The sequence below is a fragment of the Streptomyces sp. NPDC052040 genome (genome assembly GCF_044548405.1).
In the GTDB taxonomy this organism is placed as follows: domain Bacteria; phylum Actinomycetota; class Actinomycetes; order Streptomycetales; family Streptomycetaceae; genus Streptomyces.
Genome location: NZ_JBIUBV010000002.1, coordinates 312,546 through 333,242, shown reverse-complemented (window position 1 = coordinate 333,242; position 20,697 = coordinate 312,546). Strand labels below are relative to the sequence as shown.

General features: G+C 66.0%; 18 protein-coding genes. 4 read left to right on the top strand and 14 right to left on the bottom strand.

Annotated features, from left to right (window positions below; translation table 11 throughout):
- Positions 1 to 34 precede the first annotated feature (34 nt).
- Positions 35 to 1,654, top strand: coding sequence for a recombinase family protein (locus ACIHAA_RS07600; protein WP_399814215.1), 1,620 nt, complete (start codon positions 35 to 37; stop codon positions 1,652 to 1,654).
- 110 nt (positions 1,655 to 1,764) lie between these two features.
- On the opposite strand, the gene ACIHAA_RS07595 is transcribed toward ACIHAA_RS07600, so the two are convergent.
- From ACIHAA_RS07595 to ACIHAA_RS07565, 7 genes are all read right to left on the bottom strand, one after another.
- Positions 1,765 to 2,037 (bottom strand): hypothetical protein, encoded by a 273-nt coding sequence (locus ACIHAA_RS07595; protein ID WP_399814213.1) that lies wholly within the window; start codon positions 2,035 to 2,037, stop codon positions 1,765 to 1,767.
- A gap of 44 nt (positions 2,038 to 2,081) precedes the next feature.
- The gene (locus ACIHAA_RS07590; RefSeq protein ID WP_399814212.1) at positions 2,082 to 2,969 is read right to left on the bottom strand and encodes a hypothetical protein; all 888 of its coding nucleotides are present in this window, start codon (positions 2,967 to 2,969) and stop codon (positions 2,082 to 2,084) included.
- 239 nt (positions 2,970 to 3,208) lie between these two features.
- Positions 3,209 to 3,364 (bottom strand): hypothetical protein, encoded by a 156-nt coding sequence (locus ACIHAA_RS07585; RefSeq protein WP_399814211.1) that lies wholly within the window; start codon positions 3,362 to 3,364, stop codon positions 3,209 to 3,211.
- A 5-nt stretch (positions 3,365 to 3,369) separates the two neighbouring features.
- Entirely contained in the window at positions 3,370 to 4,719 is a 1,350-nt protein-coding gene (locus ACIHAA_RS07580; RefSeq protein ID WP_399814535.1) for a replication initiator, read from the bottom strand.
- Positions 4,720 to 5,015: 296 nt separating this feature from the next.
- On the bottom strand, positions 5,016 to 5,213 hold the full coding sequence (locus tag ACIHAA_RS07575) for a hypothetical protein (protein ID WP_399814209.1): 198 nt from the start codon (positions 5,211 to 5,213) through the stop codon (positions 5,016 to 5,018).
- A complete protein-coding gene (locus ACIHAA_RS07570; RefSeq protein WP_399814207.1) occupies positions 5,210 to 6,511 on the bottom strand; it encodes an FtsK/SpoIIIE domain-containing protein in 1,302 nt (433 codons plus the stop codon). The genes ACIHAA_RS07575 and ACIHAA_RS07570 overlap by 4 nt, the downstream gene beginning before the upstream one ends.
- Positions 6,511 to 6,858, bottom strand: a complete 348-nt coding sequence (locus tag ACIHAA_RS07565; protein ID WP_399814205.1) for a hypothetical protein — start codon at positions 6,856 to 6,858, stop codon at positions 6,511 to 6,513. The genes ACIHAA_RS07570 and ACIHAA_RS07565 overlap by 1 nt, the downstream gene beginning before the upstream one ends.
- Before the next feature lie 164 nt (positions 6,859 to 7,022).
- Here ACIHAA_RS07565 and ACIHAA_RS07560 point away from each other — a divergent pair, with 164 nt between their 5' ends.
- A complete protein-coding gene (locus ACIHAA_RS07560; RefSeq protein WP_399814204.1) occupies positions 7,023 to 7,802 on the top strand; it encodes a GntR family transcriptional regulator in 780 nt (259 codons plus the stop codon).
- Between the two features lie 410 nt (positions 7,803 to 8,212).
- Here ACIHAA_RS07560 and ACIHAA_RS07555 read toward each other — a convergent pair whose 3' ends face one another.
- Positions 8,213 to 8,509, bottom strand: a complete 297-nt coding sequence (locus ACIHAA_RS07555; protein WP_399814203.1) for a hypothetical protein — start codon at positions 8,507 to 8,509, stop codon at positions 8,213 to 8,215.
- A 316-nt stretch (positions 8,510 to 8,825) separates the two neighbouring features.
- Entirely contained in the window at positions 8,826 to 9,383 is a 558-nt protein-coding gene (locus ACIHAA_RS07550; protein WP_399814202.1) for an ATP-binding protein, read from the bottom strand.
- A 197-nt stretch (positions 9,384 to 9,580) separates the two neighbouring features.
- Between ACIHAA_RS07550 and ACIHAA_RS07545 the strand changes: the two genes are divergently transcribed.
- Positions 9,581 to 10,957, top strand: a complete 1,377-nt coding sequence (locus tag ACIHAA_RS07545; protein WP_399814200.1) for a sporulation protein — start codon at positions 9,581 to 9,583, stop codon at positions 10,955 to 10,957.
- Between the two features lie 3 nt (positions 10,958 to 10,960).
- On the opposite strand, the gene ACIHAA_RS07540 is transcribed toward ACIHAA_RS07545, so the two are convergent.
- Positions 10,961 to 11,875 carry a phosphotransferase enzyme family protein gene (locus ACIHAA_RS07540; protein ID WP_399814198.1) on the bottom strand — a complete coding sequence of 305 codons (915 nt, stop codon included), beginning with the start codon at positions 11,873 to 11,875 and terminating at the stop codon, positions 10,961 to 10,963.
- Positions 11,876 to 12,204: 329 nt separating this feature from the next.
- Between ACIHAA_RS07540 and ACIHAA_RS07535 the strand changes: the two genes are divergently transcribed.
- Complete coding sequence (locus ACIHAA_RS07535) at positions 12,205 to 12,495, top strand: hypothetical protein (protein WP_399814197.1); 291 nt, start codon at positions 12,205 to 12,207, stop codon at positions 12,493 to 12,495.
- Positions 12,496 to 12,580: 85 nt separating this feature from the next.
- Here the strand turns inward: ACIHAA_RS07535 and ACIHAA_RS07530 are convergent, their stop codons facing one another.
- The 4 genes from ACIHAA_RS07530 to ACIHAA_RS07515 form a co-directional block, all read right to left on the bottom strand.
- The gene (locus tag ACIHAA_RS07530) at positions 12,581 to 13,615 is read right to left on the bottom strand and encodes a DUF2510 domain-containing protein (RefSeq protein WP_399814195.1); all 1,035 of its coding nucleotides are present in this window, start codon (positions 13,613 to 13,615) and stop codon (positions 12,581 to 12,583) included.
- A gap of 143 nt (positions 13,616 to 13,758) precedes the next feature.
- Positions 13,759 to 15,342: an N-6 DNA methylase gene (locus ACIHAA_RS07525; protein WP_399814193.1), complete on the bottom strand. Its 1,584-nt coding sequence runs from the start codon at positions 15,340 to 15,342 to the stop codon at positions 13,759 to 13,761.
- Positions 15,339 to 16,811, bottom strand: coding sequence for a restriction endonuclease subunit S (locus ACIHAA_RS07520; RefSeq protein ID WP_399814191.1), 1,473 nt, complete (start codon positions 16,809 to 16,811; stop codon positions 15,339 to 15,341). Before ACIHAA_RS07520 ends, ACIHAA_RS07525 begins: the two co-directional genes overlap by 4 nt.
- Positions 16,808 to 20,395, bottom strand: a complete 3,588-nt coding sequence (locus ACIHAA_RS07515; protein ID WP_399814190.1) for a DEAD/DEAH box helicase family protein — start codon at positions 20,393 to 20,395, stop codon at positions 16,808 to 16,810. Before ACIHAA_RS07515 ends, ACIHAA_RS07520 begins: the two co-directional genes overlap by 4 nt.
- Positions 20,396 to 20,697 lie beyond the last annotated feature (302 nt).

Sequence of the window (20,697 nt, the reverse complement as noted above, 5' to 3'; positions counted from 1 at the left end):
CACCAACGGACCCAAAACCACTACCGTGCTGGTCATGGCCAAGCGAACCAGGACGCGCACTGCAACTGACCATGGGGCGTACGACGTTGAGATCGAGTGGACCAAGGCCGACTTAGCCCTGTTGGAGGAGCTGAAGAGAGCGGAGGCATTGTTACCCGACGACACCCCTCGCGCCCTCTTATCCGTGCGACTGTCCGTCCTCACCGACGACACGGCGTCTCCGGTCCGACAGGAACTTGATCTACGCATCCTTGCCAGGGAGCGCGGCTGTCGCGTGGTCGGTGTCGCCAGCGACCTGAACGTGTCGGCGACGAAGGTGCCCCCTTGGAAACGTAAGGAGCTCGGCGACTGGCTCAACAACCGGGCGCCGGAGTTCGACGTACTGCTCTTCTGGAAGCTGGACCGCTTCGTTCGGCGGCTCTCCGACCTGAGCGTGATGATCGACTGGTGCCTCAAGTACGGGAAGAACCTGGTCTCCAAGAACGACTCGATCGACCTGACCACCACGGCCGGGAAGATCATGGTCACGATCATCGGTGGCATTGCGGAGATCGAAGCGGCGAACACGAGCACCCGAGTGGCGAGCCTGTGGGACTACGCCAAGACGCAGACCGGCTGGCTGGTGGGCAAGCCCGCATTCGGGTACGCGACGGCCGAGGACGAGCATGGCAGGGTCGTGCTTGCCGTCGACGAGGATGCCTACCGGGCGCTGCACTGGTGCCGGGATGCAGCCATGAGGGCGAGGCCGGCGTCTGCCCGGCGCATGGCCAGAGTGCTCGTACGTGCCGGACTCTGCGGTCCGGGCCTGACCGCATCAACATTGCTCCGCCGGCTCAGGAACCCTGCACTCATGGGCTACCGAGTGGAAGAGGACCGCAACGGGGGCGTGCGCCGCTCCAAGATCGTCCTGGGAAACGACGCGAAGCCGATCCGCGTAGCCGATCCGATCTTCACTGAGGAGCAGTTCCAGGGCCTTCAGGATGCACTGGATCAGCGGGGCAAGAAGCAGCCGACCCGACGTCCCGACGGGGCGACGAAGTTCCTCGGGGTACTCATCTGCCACGACTGCCGCTCGAACATGACTGTGCAGCGGAACCGGGTCAAGGACCGCAACTACATGTACCTGCGGTGCGGTAAGTGCAAGGCAGGAGGCCACGGCGCGCCGAACCCGTACGAGATCTACAGCAAGCTGGTCGAGGACATTCTGAGGGTTCTGGGAGACGAGCCTGTCATGACCCGGGAGTACCGGCAGGGCGTTGAGGCCCGGAAGGAACAGCAGCGTCTGGAACAGTCGATCAGCTACTACATGACGGGACTTGAGCCCGGAGGCCGCTTCACGAAGACGCGCTTCACCAAGGAACAGGCCGAGAAGACGTTGGATGACCTCATCAAGCAGTTGGAGGCCATCGACCCCAAGTCGACCAAGGACCGGTGGGTGGCGGTACACAACGGCAAGTCTTTCCGCACCCACTGGGAGGAGGGCGGTATGGACGCCATGGCCGCGGACCTGCTGCGCGTCGGCGTGAAGTGCGTGGTCAAGCGCACCCGCGTGAGGGGCGTGCGTGCGCCACACATCCACCTGAAACTGATGATCCCCAAGGACGTGCGCGACCGCCTGATAGTGAAGGAAGACGACTTCGCGGAAGCTTTCTGACGCGGTACCGCGCCAGTCGACGTCGCTACGTTCGGAACACTCGGGCAGCCGGGCACTCGTTCGGGGCCGGAACCTCGCGGATTCCGGCCCCGAACGTGAACATCAGCGTGTCAGCGTCGAGCCGTCCTGCCCAGGACGAACTCGGCGGCCGCGCCGACCAGAAGTGCCAGGCCGAGGCCCAGTACGACGGCATTGATGACGGACGGCCCCTGGGACCACGCCCAGGCACAGCCGACAAGGAAGGCCACCACAACGGCGATCCGGCCGGAGGCCGTGGAGATGACGCGCAGCGACTGCTGGCCGGCCATGCGGCGGCGGTACTTCAGCGCCAGGAACAGCGCCGCGGCCGCGACGAGGATGGACGGTCCTGCGAAGGATTCCATGTCCTCGATCCTCTCTCTACGGGTGTCGAGTTTCCGCGGGCGAGTTACTTGCAGTAGCCGCCGGAGTATTCGTACGGGAGGAACGTGGGCACCTTGACCTCCACGCACTTGTGGTCGGAGTCCGCGTTCCAGGCAACCCTGGAAATGTTCGCGGCGTTCAGGATGCCATAGGCGTCGAAGGGCGGCGGTGCGGCAGCGAACAATACGGCCACGAAGCCCGCGTTCGAGGCCACGTGGGACGTTTCCTTCTTGTTGAAGTAGACGGTGCCGCTGATGATCCCCCACGTCCACTTGGGATCGGCGACCACCGGGAAGGCGGTGTCGGAGTCCGGGCTGACCGTCTGCGTGATCGTGTTTCCTTCGACGGTGTAGGACGTCGGCACCGCCTTGCCGTTGGCGTCCTTGGCCCACGGCGTCTCCAGACCGCCGATGATCGTTCCGGCGTCGTTGAAGACGACGAGACCGCCCTCGGCAGTCTGACGAACCGTTGCCCCGGCAGGCAGGGAGAGCGTGAACGACTGCTGCCGAGGAGCGTTGGCGTCGCCGAGCGTGAACAGCGCGCGGAACCCCCCGTCAGTGGTCGCCTGCGCCGCCGCGCTGACGGATGAGTCGCTCCCGGCGAAGACATCGGTGCCGCTGGTGCTGGACTGCTCTTTCGCCCCGGTTGCCGGCAGCGTGAGGGCAACGGTCGTGTCGCCCTTCGTGGCCGTGATGGGCTGGTCGCCGCGAGCGGGCAGCGTCACCTGGGCACCGTTGGCCGTCGTGTTCGCGTCGGCCGGGAGCAGGTTGTCGGTCCCGGTCGCCCTTTCGATCACCGCCGCTGAAGGAGCGGTGGTGTTGGACGTGTCAGCCGCCGCGGCGGGCGCCAGAGTCGTGGTCAGGGCGGCTACGCCGGCGAGGATGGAAAGGCCGGCTATTGCACGTCTGTGCATGAAGTTGTTCCCCCAAGAGTGGTTCCGGTCCGCGGGTCAATGCGAACTGATCAACTTCTACACGATCAAACGCAAACCTTCGATGGGGGGATATCCCTCGACCCGTGAGGCAAAGTCCGTCTCTTTATCCACACTTGGCCATGAGATGGTGAACTAGCGCTCCCCTGACGCGGGAATTTCGGACATTCGGTGACGATTAAGCGTCGGCGGGTCGTCCGAGACGGCCTCTGTGAAGCCCGTCACTCGAACCACGCCACGGGGTCGAACGGCTCTTCCGCACCGTCATCACCGACGATCACGATCTCGCTCTCGATCAGGCTCATGGGCCTGAAACTGACCACCACGAGCGGTGTCGGAGGAGCAGACAAGGGCTCAGGGTCGGGCGTGACAGTCATCGGCCTCACTCCCCCGCCCGCCTGGCTTCCAGGCACAGCCGCCGGGACTCCGCCAGGTCGTCTGCGATGCCGACGGCTATGAGGGCAGCGCCGGGTGTGTGTCCGGACCCGACGTAGCGCCACGCTCGTTCGGTGACCTCGTCGGGAGCGGCGAGGTGACCCACGTGCTGGGCGCGCTCCGCTCGCAGTGCCGCGTACGTCGTGGAGTAGGCGCGGGACTTGGTGAGGATGTGGCCCCGGTAGCCAAGGGTGTGGGCCCAGGCGCGGAGGCGGAGAGACTCGAACTCATGCAGTCCACCGAGTCGCCAGCAGGTGCGTAGGAGGGCGCGGACGTGTTCGGTGGCGGATACAGCCTCGACGTCCGCTCGGGTAGTGAGTGGGTGGTCGGTGCCGGCGCCTGTCTCGCTCGCGCCTTTGGTGACGTACTTGGCTACGTACGCGGCCACAGCGTCATCGCCGGGACCGGCGCCGTCTGCACGCAGGGATCGCGCGTCGACTTGGGCGCCCCAGCGCAACACCTGCTCACCGACAGCAGGACTGTGGGTCGTGCGGACTGTGACCCGTTGAGCGGATGCGTGTACGGCATCGGTCAGGAGCTCAGACGTCCCCCAGGCCGGGGGTTCGTCGTCCGGTCCGGCCGGTCCGTCGAGGCGGACGACGGCATGGATGTGGACGGCCGCACGCTTTTGGTATTCGGCGACGCGGGCGAAGGAGAGCCGTGCGTTCTCGGCGAAGCGTGACTGGACCAGGCTGGCTGCGGTGGCGAGCCTCCGTCGGACGTCGATGACGAAGCGGTCCCAGAGCTTTGATGCGTGGGCGTGCCAGAGCACGTGGGTTGTGTAGTCGTAGCAGTCGGGGCAGAGCGGTTGGCCGATGCTGGGGGCGTCCTGGGGGTGGACGTTGCTGCACCCGAGGGGCCGTCCGTGTTCGCAGGTGCCGCCGTCGCGGCGGGGACGGCACATGTCCCCGCCGCGGTGAACGGGTCCAAAAGAGGGGGCGGTCAGGGTGACGAAGAGACGGGGGCGGTGGCGAACGGCCGCGGGGATGTTCTTGCCGCCGAGTAGGCCGGCGCGGACGAGGTGGAAGGTGTCTCCCGCGTGGAGTCGGGAGCAGGCCGGGCAGACGGTGGCGCGGCGGTTGCGGCAGCGGACGAGGAGTCGTTCACCAGGTTCGGTGCGGGTGTCGTAGTGGTGGAGGATCTCGCCGATTGTGCCGTCCAGGGTGGTGGTGGAGCCGGAGAGGTGGACGGGGTGTGCGCAGCCGCCGGTGGCGGTGACCTGTTCCAACCAGCGTGGGAATTGGGGGTCTTGGGCGAGGCGGATGGCGTCGCGGTCTGCTTCGGGGAGCTGGCGCAGGCGCGCCGCGCGGTCGAGGGCGGCGCGCCTGGCAGCAGGGGTGGTGTCCGGGGTGATGGTGGTGCCCTTCCGGGGTGGGCCGCCGAGGCGGCACGGGTGAGGGTGGGTGGTGCGCTGTTGGCCATGGGGGATCACTCCTTTTGCGTGGTTGGAGGGCGGAGGTTCAGCGGATGGTGCCGGTTCCTCGGCAGACGCGGCAGCGTCGTGCTCGTCCGGTCCAGGTCTTGCGTGCTCCGTCGCCCTTGCAGTGGGGGCACCTCACGCGAGGCATGGGCATGGCGTTGATTCCTTCCTGCTCAGGTGTGGGAGAAGCCGCTGATGAGCCAGGTGAGGAGGCTGTGGATGGTGAAGACCACGGGGGTCTGCCCGAGGTAGAGGCCGAAGAGGCCGACGCAGACCGCTTCCCAGGCGCGGACATCGCGGGAGCGGACGAGGAGGACGGTGATGATCCCGAAGACCACCGCGAACGTGAACGCCGTACCCTCGCTGATCACTTGTCGTCTCCTTCCAGCGCCTCGGGGGCGCGATCCAGGGTGGGCAGGCTGGGTGTGATCGCTGCGTATTTGCGTGTGGTGGAGACCGCTTCTTCGGTGGGGGTGAGGTGGGAGCGTGCGCGGCTCCAGCCGCCGTCCGGGCCGGTGCAGACGGCTACGCCGCGTTCCTCGGGCGTGATCGACTGGGCGACGGTCACGGCGTCCTTGTTCAGGTCGCCCAAGGTCATTTCGGCGGTGGCGGGGTCGTTGACCCGGTGGCAGATGCGGCCGCCGAGCTGGGCCCGCAGGGCGGTGACTCCGGGGCCGAGGTCGGAGCCGACGCGTTGGCCGGCGACGACCAGGTGCAGGCCGAGCGCGGCGCCGAGCTGGGCCAGGCGCAGTAGGAGCGTGGAGCACTGTTCGGCTTCCGCCTTGCTCTCGCGGGTGCCGTCGGACAGGTACAGCTCGGCGATCTCGTCCACGATGATCACGACCGGTACCGGCCGCAGCTTGTCCGGCAGCTCCCAGATCGAGCGGACCCCGGCCGTCCGGCACGCGCTCATGCGGTCCTGCATGTCGACCACGAGTGCGGACAGAATGGTGACCGCTTCCCTGCGGCAGGTGGCGAGGGCGCTCAAGCGCTCCCCGAAGAGGCCCAGTTCCATGCCGCCCTTGCAGTCGATGCCGACCAGGGCGACGGGCTGAGCCGCCAGCTGTGTGATCAGCCGGGCCAGCAGGGTGGACTTGCCCGAGCGGGTGGCCCCGACGATGAGCCAGTGCGGCACGAGGCGCAGGTTCATCACCCAGGCGCCGCCGCTCTCCAGGACACCGATGAGCGCGGAGAGAAGTTCGGCCGGGGCCGTGGCTAAGCCGGGGCGCTGAAGCGGATCCGAGGCCGTAGCCGACAGGAGAACGAGCCCGCGTTCCGGGGAGGTGACGCGAACCGCGTGGACCTTCCACGCGTGCACGAACGCGTCCGCTGCTTTGAGGTAGCCGGCCGGGGTCTGGCCTGCGTGCAGGCGCACGATCACGGTCAGGCCCATACGAGTGGCACGCGGGAAGGAGACCCGCGGAGCCACCGGCCGCAGCGGGTCGCCCTTGACGATCAGGTCGCCAAGGAGCCCCCGCGACGGCCGCCGGGACACAGCGAGGTCGTTGAGCTGTGCAATCTTGCGCCAGGTGAACACCACCCGGCAGGCGGTCGCCGGGTAGCCGATCACGTACCAGTGCCACGCCGGGCGGTAGCGGCGGACCAACTCACCGACGACGAGGACCCACGCCAGAACGGCGAGCGCAAAGGCGAGCAGCGTCGGCCGCATTACGCGTCACCGCCCTTGGTGTGCACCGGGCCTGCGGGCACCGGGGTGACGGCGTCGGCGCGGAAGCTGATGCCGTGCCGGTCGCCGATCGCCCAGGCGAACGCCGTGAGGCCGGTGACCTTGACGGTCTGTCCTTCCTCGATGCCCTTGGGCTGACCGCTGACGGCGATCTCGATCACGGAGATCCGCCGGCCGTCCTGCCGCACGGTGACGGCCACGGTCCACACGGGGTTGCCGCCCCGGTCCCTCTTCACCTCCTTCGTCTCGGTGTTGACGAGCTTTGCTTCCGGGGCGATGGCGCACCGCAGTACGCCCAGTCGCGTCGTGTCCACGGGAATGGACTGCATTGTGTGTGGCCTCCTTGGCCAGTCGGGACGTCAGTCATATGCTGACGTCACTTGTCCTTACGAGTGATGACTATGGAGCTCTGTACGGCGAGAGCGCAACTACTTATGCTGACGAGTGATGTCGCGCATGCGACGTGGCTACGACCTCACCCGGAGATGCCGAGATGTCGGAGATCCAGCGCCCAGGAGCCCTCTACCAGCAGGTCGCCGCAGCGATCCGCGAAGCGATCCTGTCCGGTGAGTTCACACCCGACTCCCCGTTGCCGTCCGAGGCCCAACTCATGACCCGCTATGGCGTTTCCCGCCCGACCGTCCGCAACGCGATCGCCGCACTGCGGGCCGAAGGACTCATCGACGTCCGCCACGGCAAGGGCAGCTTCGTACGCTCCAGCGGTCAGCCCGTCCTGACCATCGAGCGCAGCATCAGCCGCACCAGCGAAGGCAATTTCGTCCTGCCCAACGGCGACACATGGCAGGAAGCCGAAGAGCCGAGCACGTACCGCACACACACCACCAAGACCACGGGCCGACTGCTCGACCTCGGCGAAGAAGAAGCCCTGTTCGGCTGTGACCGACTGCTCACCGACCCCAGCACCGGGACACGAGCCATGCACCGCACGCTGCTCCCCTTCGAAGTCGCCGAGACGTCGCCCCTGCTCAGTGAGGAGCCGGGCAAGCAGCCAGCCGAGCTCTACAAGCTGCTCACCCAGGGCGGACACAAGCTGTCGTGGACCGAGACGGTAAGCGCCCGCATGCCGCTGCCCGACGAGCGCACCACCCTGCGCCTCCCGGATGCGACGCCGATCCTGCACCTGGCCCGCATAACGCACGGATCCGACGGCCGCCCCCTGATTCTCGAAGAGCTGCGCATCGGTGCCGACCGCGCCGAAGTCGCCTACGGGATCACCGCCGACAAGCAGCCCGCACGGCGAGCCCGCGCCTGACCGCGAACGGCAATCGGTCGAAACAAGCTTCACTTCCTCAAGGGCGCGCCTGCGGCGCGCCGGGGCGCCCGGCCGCCCCGGCCGGGCGTGCGGCGTGGACGCCGGTCCCGTCCGGTCGGCCGACGCCCCCGCCGACAGAACACCAAAGGAGTGGAGGCAACGACCGGCCGCCGTGGATCGCAGCGCACGGGGCTGGGGGTCGCCGGCCTCCGAGACTTTAGGCAGCCACCATGGGGCGAGCCTCGAAGAACAGGGGGCCCATCGGGCACAAACGCGGGCAGGACCAGTACCTGCCCGATTCGCCGGGCCAGCGTAGGGCCCCCTGTTCACTCGCCCCATGGCAGCTCCAGCCCAAAGTCCCTCCAGCCGGCGACGTGCCCACGTGCACCGCTCACCAGCGGAAAGACCGCTCATGCTGCATCACCGTCGATGCCACCGCGCGCTTCCAGAAGCCCAGCCAGGCGGTCCAATGCATCCGGCCATCCGACCAGCCGAACGACTCCACGGCCGTCCTCATTCGTCGAGGCTACGGCCCGCACGGTCGACAGTTCGCAGCCCAGACCCAGGAGCGCCCGGTTCAGGCGGTCGGCGGTCTCACGCGCCTCACGCCAACCCGCGATGTAGTCGACTCCGGGCACCCAGAGACCTGCGTCCGCGCCCGGCACGTCGAGACCGTCGCTCAGCCAACCCTCACCCGAGCCAGTCACCTTTCCCACCTCTGCCCTGATCTAGGTAACAGATCATCAACTTCCTTTGGTCAGGGCCGAAACGCAGCACGACGGCCCCGGTACCATCAGGCACCGGGAACCGCCGTGTTCCCAGCCGGGCCACCCTTCGCTTTCCAGGGCAGATGGGGTGGCCCGGCCTTTATTGGGGATGTGAGGCGCGGCTCCTCCCTCGGGAGGGGAGCTCCCGAAGATGCAAGAGGCCGCGCCCCTCGGTCAGAGTGGTCAGGCTCCGACCGTTGACCGAGTCGCCGCCGCCCCCGATCGCGAGGGAGCGAGGGAAACGACCCGGCATCTGTCAGGCCGGGACGCTGCCCGGTACCGGATCAAGGTCGAAGCGGGCCCATACGGTCTTCCCGCCCCGATCCTCCGGCGTCCACCAGAGAGCCGTAGCCAACCGCTGGATGATGAGCAGCCCGCGGCCGGTGTCCGGCAGCACTGCTTCGGAGAGATCCCCCAGAAGGACAGGTGAGAACGCCTCTCCTGCCGGAAGGAGCGGGGGTGTCGAGTCCTCGTCGGAGACTCCGATGAAGACCCACTTCGGGTACTTCTTGAAGGTCACATCGATGCGCCGGCAGCCACCGGGGCGGGAGAGAGGGCGGTCGGGGACCGCATGGTTCACGACGTTGCCCACGAGTTCCGAGACGACGAGACGAGCGTCTTCCACAAGCTCACCAGCACCGGCGCCACGCAAGAACACTGCCGTCATGTCACGTGCAACACGGACCGTGTCACTGAACTCGGCGAAGAGCGTCAGCGCCAGAAAGTGACCGTCCGAGGACGGATCAGGGCCGACGAACCAGTGAGCATAGGCGTCCAACTCGCGGTTCAGGTGCGTGATTTTCCCCGCGTCCATCGCGTCCCCTTCTAGGTCCTTGGCACCGCTTGCTTCCCGCAAGCCAGTACACGACGCCAGGGCCCTGACCGGGAGCGTTCACCGGGGGGTTCACATGAACACTGGCAAAGCCCGGGGGGTTCAGTAATGAACCCCCCGGAGCGAGACTGCTGTGACACCATGAACACTCGCCGTAATTCTCGGGTTGGCAGGGGAGCATGAGCCGAGAGCCAAACGCGCAGCTGATTGCGGTCATGAGCGAAGCGAAGGTCTCGAACAAGGGCCTTGCGAAACGCATGACTGACGAAGCCGACCGACGAGGGATCGAGCTGGGGACGACACACGTCGCCGTCCAGCGATGGCGTAGCGGGTCCAGCATCCGGCCCCAGACCGCGGGCATCATGGCGGACGTCCTCACGGCCGTCTTGGGCCGCAAGGTCACACCAGGGAATCTCGGCTTCTTCGGCGACACCAAGCCGGCAGCGACGGAGCTAACGGGCTACCCCGCCACCGTCTCCGAAGCTCTCTCCACACTTGACGACCTTGCGCAGGAGCGGGCTGAGACACCGACTGCGGACCCACTGATCGTCCGCGACGAAGATCTCAACTCTGCCGTCCTGTCATGGATGATCGCGCGCCCTGACGGCATCGAGGCCGACCGGCCCGCTCACCAACGGGTGGGCATGCGCGACGTCCGTGCGATCCGGGACGCCGCCGGAATGTTCATGCAGCTCGACTTCAAATACGGCGGCGGGCACGGGCACAAGGCATTACGCCACTACTTCCGCCAGGAGGTGCTTCCCCTCCTGGACGCGAGCTACAGCGAGAAGGTCGGCACAGCCTTATTCAGCGCAGCGGCCGAAGTCTCCCAGTTGTTGGCATGGACTGCGTACGACACCGGGAACCACCACCTGGCGCACCGTTACCTCACGTCGACCCTGCGTCTCTCTCAAGTCATCGACGATCGCATGTTCGGCGCTCGCATCCTCGGCAACCTCAGCCACCAGGCCAACTACCTCGGCAACCACTCCCAAGCCATACAGCTGGCCCGCGCAGCTGTGGAAGGCGCCAAGGGGCGAGCTACTCCGCGCGCCATGGCCCTGAGTGCCGCCATGGAGGCCCGCGCCCTGGCCAACGCCGGAGACCGCGCCGCGGCGGGCCGCGCCATGAACGAGGCAGAGCGACACTTTGAACGCGTAGAAGCCGCCGAAGATCCGGCATGGCTCGCCTACTTCGACTCCGCCGAGCTCATGGGCGAACTCTGCCACTGCTTCCGCGACCTCAAGATGCGGCGAGAGTCGGTCGAGCACGCTCAGCGTGCCGTGGACGACACCGACCCGAAGTACGCCCGCACCCTCGGCTTCTGTCGCATGGTGCTGGCCCAGAGCCAGTTGATTGGCGGCGACCTCGAAGCCGCCGTCACCACCGCCGGCCTCGCAGTCGACGGCGGCGACTCCCTCCAGTCCACCCGCTTCCAGCGCTACGTCACCGACTTCCAGGCGGAAGTCAGCGCGTACGCCACGGATGCTGGAGTCGTCACATTCAACGAGAAGGTGAGCGAGGCACTCGCCCGCTTGGACGACGAGGACGAGTAGCGGCTACCGAGGGCGCCAATCACGCGGTGCGTCATCGTTACGCAATGCCGCGATGCGCCGGCCGTACTCCGCCGCCGTCTCCTGATCCTGCTGCACGTTCTGCATGAGCCACGTCGTCATGCCGAACTCCTGGAGCCTGCGAAGCGTGTCGTATCCGGGCCAGTCGTACAGGTCTCGCCCGTACGAGCGCACGAAGTCCGCGTACTGCTCGTTCGTCTGCCACCCAAGACTGTGATGCTCCGTAGCTGTGACCATGAGATCCCACTCAGGGTGGTCGAAGCAGAATGCCTCGAAGTCGATCAGGACGACTTCTCCTTGTTCGTTCACCATAAGGTTCTGCACGTGAGCGTCACCATGCACAGGCCCCTTTGGGCTCTGGAACTCCAGCTCCTCGAACTGACCATGCAGCTCCTGCCATCGCTTGCGCAGGAAAAGACGGTCATCGTCAGGGATGGGTGCTTTGCTGATCCGCAGCTCTTGCTTATCGAAGGGATCGAAGGCCGGAAGCTCCAGGCCGGCAGGCACCGTCATGGCGTGCATGTCGCGGAGGATGCCTCCCAGCTCACCGTAGGTGGCCTTGCGATCGCCCTCCACGATGAGCTGCCAGAAGGTGACAGGGTGGCCGTCGATCAGGAAGGGCTGTTCGAGGCCATCAACGAGTCGGGACGCCGGGAACCCCTCTGCAGCGAGCCACCTGGCAACACCAACCTCGACACGAGCCTTCGGCAACCACGGTTCGCCCCGAGCCACTCGGACAATCACCGGCACCGTCGCCAGTCGGAACAGCGCGTTCTCGCCCAGCCGGATCAGCTCAGCGCCTCTATCATCGAGCCCCCCAGCCCGGCACGCGGCACTCATCACCCGCATAGCCCTGGCCGACGTGAAGCCCTCTTCCGATCGAGCAGCGTGAAATGCCATGCCCGTACCAGCTCCCCTAGTCGCGCGCGATCAACCAGTGCGAGCCTCGGGTGACCAACCCAACGCGCACCGGACACACGAGCACGACGGTACCCAGAAGCAGGCAGTCTCAGCGACAGCGGGAGTTCTCAGCTTGGGAAGAAAGCTTGGGTCCCCCACGGCCGATCATTGGGTTGACCTGCGGTGGAACGGCGAACAAGTCTGGCTGGCTGGCGACCTGGTCCCCTCTCTTCCCTGTGGCTCCCCACCCGATCTGGCACGAGCCTGTAGTGAGTCGGGCAGTCCCAACAGACTTCCCTGTTTGCTGTGCGATTCGTCAGACTGGGCCCATGGATGACCGACCAACGCCCGGTGCACTGGCACCCAATCGTCACTCCGTCCTAGAAGATGCCCTGGCGCTGTTTGAGGCGGACCTCAACACGGACGATCCGACTCGCCGCCAAGCGGCACAGCTCGCGAATCTCTGCGTGCAGGTTTTTCAGGAGTACGCCACGCTCATGCAGGAGGCGGACCAACACCTCCCCAAGGAAGCGCGAGACAGAATCATCCCTGAACACATGGAACGGTCCATTGAGGGGCTTTCCCGCCTCGCGGAAATCTTGGGCGTCGATCTTGAGTGAGCCTCTACGCCGTGTCGGCTCAGGCCATCGCTGGCATCAATTTTCGCGGGCGTCTCTCAGAGCGCGCACATCAGCCACATAGCGACTATGCCGGACCCTGGCCATCAACCTCACCTGAGGGTAGCCGCTGCTCCTCACCCTCAGTCAGACGTGGTACCTCTTTGATCGCCTCGTTTCGCAACTGCGGATGCTCGAGATCAACGTTTCGACCGCCACCAAAGAGTCTCATGAACTCCGTGAGTGCACCCTCGTCACGCAACGACGGATTCGATTCCAGCATCATCCTGATTCGATCCACACCTTGTCGAGCCGTGAGCTTCTCCAGTTCGCACTGAGATTGCAGAGTCGCAGCGTCAGCATCTTTGATGCGAGCATTGGATATAAGTAGCCACAACTCTTCCCCGATTGCCCCAGACTTCAGCCATGCAAGAACAAGCCCCTGCCATTCTGCGCTGCTCATACTGATTCTGGACTCTTCGAGCGGCTGCGTTGCTGGCGCATGGGAAGTCGGTGCTACCGGCGCGGGCGTGGCCGTAAAACTTGGCGTGAAGCGGTTGGTCCACGCGGCCCCATCCCAGTAGCGCAGCTGTGTCGCATCACATGTGTCGACGTACCAGCCAGCCGGTGCCGTCGGGGCAGGTGCGGACAACCCCCTCACCCTCGATTGCGATGGGGCGACACTCTTCCGCTTCGACTTTCTACCGTTCCACCATGTCTTGGCGTGCAGCGAAGCCTCATCGACGGCCCTGTCAACGGCCCTGCCAACGGCCCTGCCAATGGCACGAGAAAGCGCGTCAACCACAACCTGGGTGACTATCGAGGGCTCCGACGCTCGTGAATCGGGCGGCCTCTCCAGTCGATTCCACGCATGCTCATTGATCAGCGAATCTGCTTCATTCTCATCAACGTCATAAATCTTGACCTGCCCTTTAACTCCTTTCAATCCAGGAACATAAAAATTTGGACTCAGGACTCCATCATCATCTCTTGATCGCCCAAGCTGTGCTTCGTCTGGATATTTAATCAAGACCTTTTTTTCTAGCCATTTGCCGCCCTGAGTTTGTCCGTCCGCGTGGCGGGCGCCGGGCCTCTCAGTGTTCTCGTCGTCGGTATGAGTCATGTGGCCCCCCAAGAGTGCTGTGAGTTCTTCCCATGTTGCGTCAGTAACGCCATAGTCGAGGTGAGGCCGCCTCGTCACCGTCAGCCCCTTCGCCCCCCGAGGAGATCGGGAGCAGGCCTAGGCCACTGGAACGACATTGGGCATTAATTGGTCGGCCCCTCGGAGGGAGGAGTGTGGGTCAGGTTCGGGTCTCCGGATGCGTTCGGTGCAGGCATTCCGTTACTCCGCGCCTGTTGGAGCGTTTCTGCAATCGCGGCGAACTCCTCCAGGGCGGCCTGAAGGTCTTCGACGATCTCGGCGGCCAAGATCTCCGGTGCGGGAAGGTTGTCGGCGTCGTCGAGGCTCGGGTCACGGAGCCAGGTGATGTCGAGGTTCGCCTTGTCGCGGGCGGCCAGTTCCTCGTACGTGAACGCCTTGAAGCGTTCCGTCTCCACCCGCTTGGAGCGGTCGTCAGGCTGGAAGCACTGTACGAAGTCTTCAAGGTGGGCCCGGGTGAGCGGGTTCTGCTTGAGTGTGAAGTGCTGGGCCGTACGGAAGTCGTAAACCCACAGCTTCTTTGTCCACGGTTGGTTCGGGCGTGCCGGCTTGCGCTCGAAGAACAGCACGTTGGCCTTGACACCGCCAGCGTAGAAGATGCCTGTGGGCAGGCGGAGCAGCGTGTGGACGTCGTACTCGTTCAGCAGACGTCGGCGGATGGTCTCACCCGCGCCGCCCTCGAAGAGCACGTTGTCAGGCACGACGACCGCCGCCCGGCCGTGGATCTCCAGCAGCGAGGCGATGTGCTGCACGAAGTTGAGCTGCTTGTTGGTCGTGGTGACCCAGAAGTCGCGCCGCTCGTAGGCGATCGCCTCGCGGGCGGCGGAGCCGTCGTCGCCGTAGACGGTGATCGACGACTTCTTGCCGAAGGGTGGGTTGGCCAGGACCAGGCTCGCGCGCTTGTCGGGCGGGGCGGCGAGGGCGTCCCGGGTGCGAACCAGGGCGGGTCCAGTGGGGTGGCCGATGCCGTGCAGAAAAAGGTTCATCGCCGCGAGGCGCGCGGTGTTGCGGACCAGCTCGGTGCCCCAGATGCCACCGCTACTGAGGTGCTTGCGCTGCTCAGGGGTGAGCTGGTTGCCGTACTCGTGGAGGATGAACTCGGCGGCGGCCAGCAGGAAGCCGCCGGTACCGCAGGCGGGGTCAGTGATCGTGTCGTCCGGAGTCGGGCGGACGCAGTCGATGATGGCCTGGATCAGCGCGCGCGGGGTGAAGTACTGACCCGCGCCCGACTTGATGTCCTCCGCACCACGGGACAGTAGTTCCTCGTAGGCATCGCCCTTGATGTCGGTTTTCTGACCCGACCAGCTCTCCTTGTCAATCAGGTCCTTGACCAGGCGCTTGAGCTTCGCGGGGTCGTGGATGCGGTTGCGGGCCCCGTTGAAGATCAGGTGGAAGGTGGTGTCCTTGCGCTGGTTGCCGAGGTCTTCGAGAAGTTCGGCGTAGGCGGTTTCCAGCGCGGCACCGTCGTTCTTCAGCAGCTCGGGCCAACCGCGGCCTTCCCAGACCGATCCCTCGGGCATGATCTGCTCGCGGAACATCGGGGGGCGGGACTGCGCCTCGTACGCCATCTTGAGGAACACGAGAAGCGTCAACTGCTCGACGTAGTCGATGGTGGAGACGCCGTCGTCGCGCAGGACGTGGCAGTAGCTCCAGAGCTTGTCAACGAGCCGACGAGCCTCAGTCGTGGTCACGAGGGAATCTCCAGGTCAAGGGTGGGCTGAGTGGCAGTGGCGAGGGCAGGAGCGTCGGCCGGGGGTGGTGGAGGTGCGTCCGGCACAGGTGCGGTGTCCGGGCTGCGCTTGCGCTGAGCGGGCGTCCGGCGGGGACTTCTGCGCCGGGACTTGGTCGTTCCGGCCGCCTCACGCTTGGCGCGGATGCGGTCGAGCAGGGCGTCGGCGGACTCTTCGGCGGGGACTTGCGCAACGAGCTGCCCAGCGAACGCCTGCATGAGCAGCGCACGCCGGAGTCTGGCTGAACGACGCATAGCAAGAGTGGCTTCTTGTTCAAGGCGGAGTGCAGCCCTGGACTGTTCATCAAGCTCAAGCAGAATGCGGTCTTGCTCTTCCTCAGGAGGAATCGGGATTTCGATATCCCGAATAATAGCTAGATTCAGATTCTTCTGCACACCACCAGATGACAGTTGTCGATTCTCCTCATACTTCGCCCGGAGCACCTCCTTAACCCACGACCTCCGTTTTTCGAACTCCGGCCTCAAAACAATGCTTGCACACGCCTGATTTGTAGTCGCCCAGATGCGTAGTTCAGTGCACTTCCCCCTAGTCCTCCCCTCCCCATACATGGCCACAAGAAGGGTCCCTGGCGGGAGCAGATGAAGCGAAGTCTGCTCCAGAGCCCTTTTGGTGATGAACTGACTCACATCGTCAACGTAAGGCTGATTTACGAGAGCGCTTGTCACCCAAGGAATATCGCCACCCTCATAGTAATCCTGGCGCGACCGAAGTGGAGTTGAGCCGCTTCCGACCTCAGCGATATCTCCAATCCGGGCCACGGGCCAGGGGGATGCATGTTGCTCAACTTGCAGCAATTTCCGCGCAACCAAGGTGCGGTACTGAGCAGCCTTCCTGAGAGCACCGCCCACAAAACCTTTCGCCGCGTCGAGGCGCGACAGCTGCTCTTCGAGCGCAGCAACGATGCGCCGCTGCTCCTCCAGCGGAGGCACTGATACCTGCCATGCCGCAAGCCTCGCGGCTCCGATGTGGTGGATTCCCACGCCGCGTGAGTGTTCAACGAAGGCTCCGCGCATCGCCTCGCTGCGCAAAAAATGCAGCAGATACTGCGGATCGACACCGTAGCTCCGGACCCTGATCAGCGTGTTCTGCAAGCAGCAGTTGGGGATTTCATCGTTCCAGATAGCGGGCTTACCGACCTCGGAGGCGCTACCAGATGCCTCACTCAGTACGATGTCCCCCTTCTTCAAACCGTAGACAGCAACCTCGTCATCCGTGAAGTTCATTTCCTTCACGTCGTCAAGTTTGAGCCCATCCCAGTCCACATTCGCAGCCCGCAGATACGGCCGCATTTGCGTGCCGGAGTGATTCTTGGGCGACCGCTGTCGACCGAGCCGCACCTCAGCGACCTCATCCAGCCGAACACGGACCCACCCCTTCGGAACCCCCGAAGGAATACCGCCCTCGCTCACGCGCCCAACTCCCGTCCCAGTTCGTTTAGAATTTCAGCCCCCCGATCGGCCCCGAAGTCCCGCAGGAATCCGTCCACGCCCCCGCGCTCGATGAAGGGTACGTCCTTTAGGTGCTCGGGCTCGATCGCCGCATCCGTCGCTATCACGTCCACGATCCTGTCGAGCCACCACGCCTGGTCCGGTGTGAACACCGCCGCCGCCTGCTCCTGCCGGGCCCGCCAGGCCGCGTACCGTTCCTCGACCAGCGCCCGGTACGGCCGTACCTCCTGGTCCAGCCCCAGCTCGAAGCGGAGGAGGCCGATCAGGTCCACCACGCCGGCCGCGCCCCGCGGGTGCCGGGACGCCTTGCCCAGCTGCACGTACGCGTCGTACAGCCTTGCCGGGGTCCACTGGAACGGGGGGCGTTCGATCTTCCGCGCGAGGTCGCGCAGGCGGCGGTAGACCTCCTTCGGGTCGCGCCGCTCGCTGAAGGCGAGGCTGAGCGCGGCGATCTCGTCGCGGTGGTCCTTTAGGTACTGCTGCCAGGAGGACACCCGGCGGATGGCCAGCTCCTCCGCCGTGATGCCGCGGGCCTCCTTCACCTCGTCCACGCTGACCTCATCGATGACGATGTCGTGGGCGCGGCGCATCGACAGCAGGCGGTCGCGCAGTTCGCTGTTGGAGGCGATCGGCTTCAGCGCGTCGAGCATGTCCTGCCGGACCTGCTTCTCGCCGCCGATGCGCCGGGCCCGCTCCTGCTGGTCGGGGTCGACGGAGCGGACCAGGCCGCCGACGATCTCCCGGAGCGGCTGCCCGGCCAGCTCCTCGACCTCCTCGCGCTCCTCGGGGGTGAGCTGCCGGTCGAGGCGGGCGAGGCGGCCAGCCAGGGTGGCGACCTCGTCCTCCGTCATCGCCAGACCGGCCGTCTTGGCCATCAGCCGCTCCAGCGGGATCTTCCGCTCGGAGACGCGGTTGAGCGGGCGCGCGTCCACGCGGGGCGAGTCCGTGACGCCGACCGCGTCGACGATCACGAACCGTTCCTTGACCTCGGCGTCCGGCGTGACCGCCTGGAACTCCGCCGGGTCCAAGGTGCGCGAACCGCGCCCCTTCATCTGCTCGAAGTAGGCCCAGCTCTTGACGTCCCGCAGGAAGAACACGCACTCCAGCGGTGGAATGTCGGTCCCGGTGGCGATCATGTCCACGGTGACCGCGATCCGCAGCTCGGGGCTGTTACGGAACGCGTTGATCAGTTCCGCCGGCCGCTTCGCCGCGTGCGTGATCTTCATGCAGAAGTCGTCGCCCTCGCCGAAGACCTGCCGCACCGTCTGGACGATTTCGTCGGCGTGGTTGTCGTCCACGGCGAAGATCAGGGTCTTGGGCACGTGGGTGCGCGCCCGCTGCGTGTCGCCCTCGCCCACCGGCGGGAAGATGTCGGTGAACAGGTGCTTGCGGAAGGTCTCGACGACGAGTTTCAACTGCCCCTTGCTGATGACCTGGCGGCCCAGCTGGGACGCCTTCCACTCCAGGTCCTCCTCCAGCTCCTGGTAGCGCTCCCGTCGGGTCTTCCGCTCCCGCATCGGTACGACCGTCTCGGCGGGGATCGTGCCGCCGTTCTCGCCCAGTTCCGTACGGATGCGGAAGACGTCGAAGTCGACGTTGACGCCGTCGGCGACGGCCTGCTCGTAGGGGTACTCGCTGACCAGGTTCTGGAAGAAGAAGCCGAAGGTCTGCTTGACCGGGGTGGCGGTGAGGCCGACCAGGTGGGCGTCGAAGTACTCAAGCACCGCACGCCACTTGCCGTAGATGGAGCGGTGGCACTCGTCGACGACGATCAGGTCGAAGGACTCCGGCGGCAGGGCCGGGTTGTAGCCGACCTCCACCGGCTCGTCGACGAGGTCGTAGCGGTCCAAGGCCTCGTTGTTGTCGTCGGCGCTCGGTACCGCCTGGCCCGTCAGCGCGAGCCACAGCCGCTGCACCGTGGACACCACGACGTGCGCCGAGCCGAGGACGGTGTCACCCGCGAGACGCTGCACGACGTACAGCTCGGTGAACTTGCGGCCGTCGTCCGGGGTGTCGAAGTTCTCGAACTCGGTGGCGGCTTGGCTGCCGAGGTTGTTCCGGTCGACGAGGAAGAGGATGCGCTTGGCGCCGGCGTGCTTGAGCAACCGGTAGCTCTCGCTGACCACGGTGTAGGTCTTGCCAGCGCCGGTCGCCATCTGGATCAGGGCGCGCGGGTCGTCCTTGGCCAGGGAACGCTCCAGGCCGTTGATCGCGGTCACCTGGGCCGGACGCAGGTCCTCTGGGTCGAGGAAGGTCTGCGGCAGGCGACGCATCCGCGCGCGCAGGGTCGGCGCGGCGGGGTCGGCGTCGGCATCCTCGATCCAGCGCGCGATCGTCTCCGGGCGGTGCACGGCGAAGACGTCACGGGTGCGCGGGGAGGGGTCGAGGTCGTTGTGGAAGCGGACGGTGTTGCCGTCGGCGACGTAGCGGAAGGGCAGGCTGGCGCGCCAGGCGCTGAGCTGCTGGCTGCGGGTGAGCCCGGTGGCGTAGCGGGCGGCCTGCTGCATGGCGGCCTCCAGGTCGGCGCCCTCCCGCTTGGCCTCTATGACGCCGACCAGTCGCTGGTCGACGTAGAGGAGGTAGTCGGCGCGGCCGACAGCAGTGGAGACCTCCCGAACGGCGACGCCACGGCCCGCGAAAAGATTCTTGGCCTTCTCGTCCTGGACGGTCCAGCCCGCCTTCTCCAGGATGCGGTCGAGCTCGGCACGCACCTGCGCCTCGCTCATGGGCGGGCGGGCGGCCTTCTGCGCGTGCGCGATGAACTCGTCGCGCTGGGAGGCCCCGTCCAGAGGGCGGGCGACCGAACGGGACTCCATGGCCGGAGCCGTCAATTCGGTGATCTTCTCGCTCAGTTCGGCGACCAGGTCGTGCAGCGCGGACCGCTCGGCCTCCGCGCGGGCCAGTTCCGCCTCGGCCTGCTCGCGGGCGGCCCGCTCGCGCTCCAGGCGGCTCTGCTTGCCGTCGTAGCGGAGCCGGGCCTCCTCCAGCCGACGGCGGTAGGCGTCGAGCTCGGCGCGCAGCTGCTCCAGCTCGTGCTGGTCGGCGACGGTCGCGGGCGCGGGCGCGGCGGAGGGCGGCGCGGGCGCCAGGAAGACCCGGTGGGTGGTGTCGGACTGGTCGAGGGAACGGTGCAGCCAGTCGCCGAGGCGGAAGCACATCTCCACGGACTGGAGTGCTTCACGGACGTTGGCGTAGTACTCGTGGACGGCCCGGTTGCCCGTGGTGCGGATCGCCTCGAACCAGGCCCGCACCTGCGGGACGAGGACACCCGCCTTGGTAAGGGCGTTGATCCGGTCCACCTGCCGGGGCCCCGGCACGGTGATGCCGAGAAGCGTGACCAGGTGCCGGGTCATGACCTCGCCGAAGAGACGGGCCTTCACCATGGCGGAGTGGGGATCGGTGTGGACGTATGACTCCGCGGCACAGCCGAGCGTCACCAGCAAGGGCTCGTACCCGATCAGGTGACCGAAGTTGGACGAACGTGCCGCCAGCCAGGCGACCTTCTTTTCATCGTCCTGTCCGGCGTTGGCCAGCGACGCCATCATGTTGCTCCCCCCAGGAACACGCTTGGTAATCAAAGCCTTTCAGGATTCCACTACTTGGGCCTATACGCAAGTCTTGACGATTCTGCATGAGCGGACGCCTGTCCCGAGCGCCATACCGATCCAACTGCGCCCCTGCATGCCACTGCACACCTACGAGCCCTCCCAATGGGTCTCATGAGACGCACAGGGCTTGAGAGTTGAGGCGCGGGGCGACTTCAATGGCGCCGTGACCACGGCACCGAGGGACCGCATGAGAACCATTGCTGGACGGGTCTCACTCGACGACGTCATGGCGAAGCTGT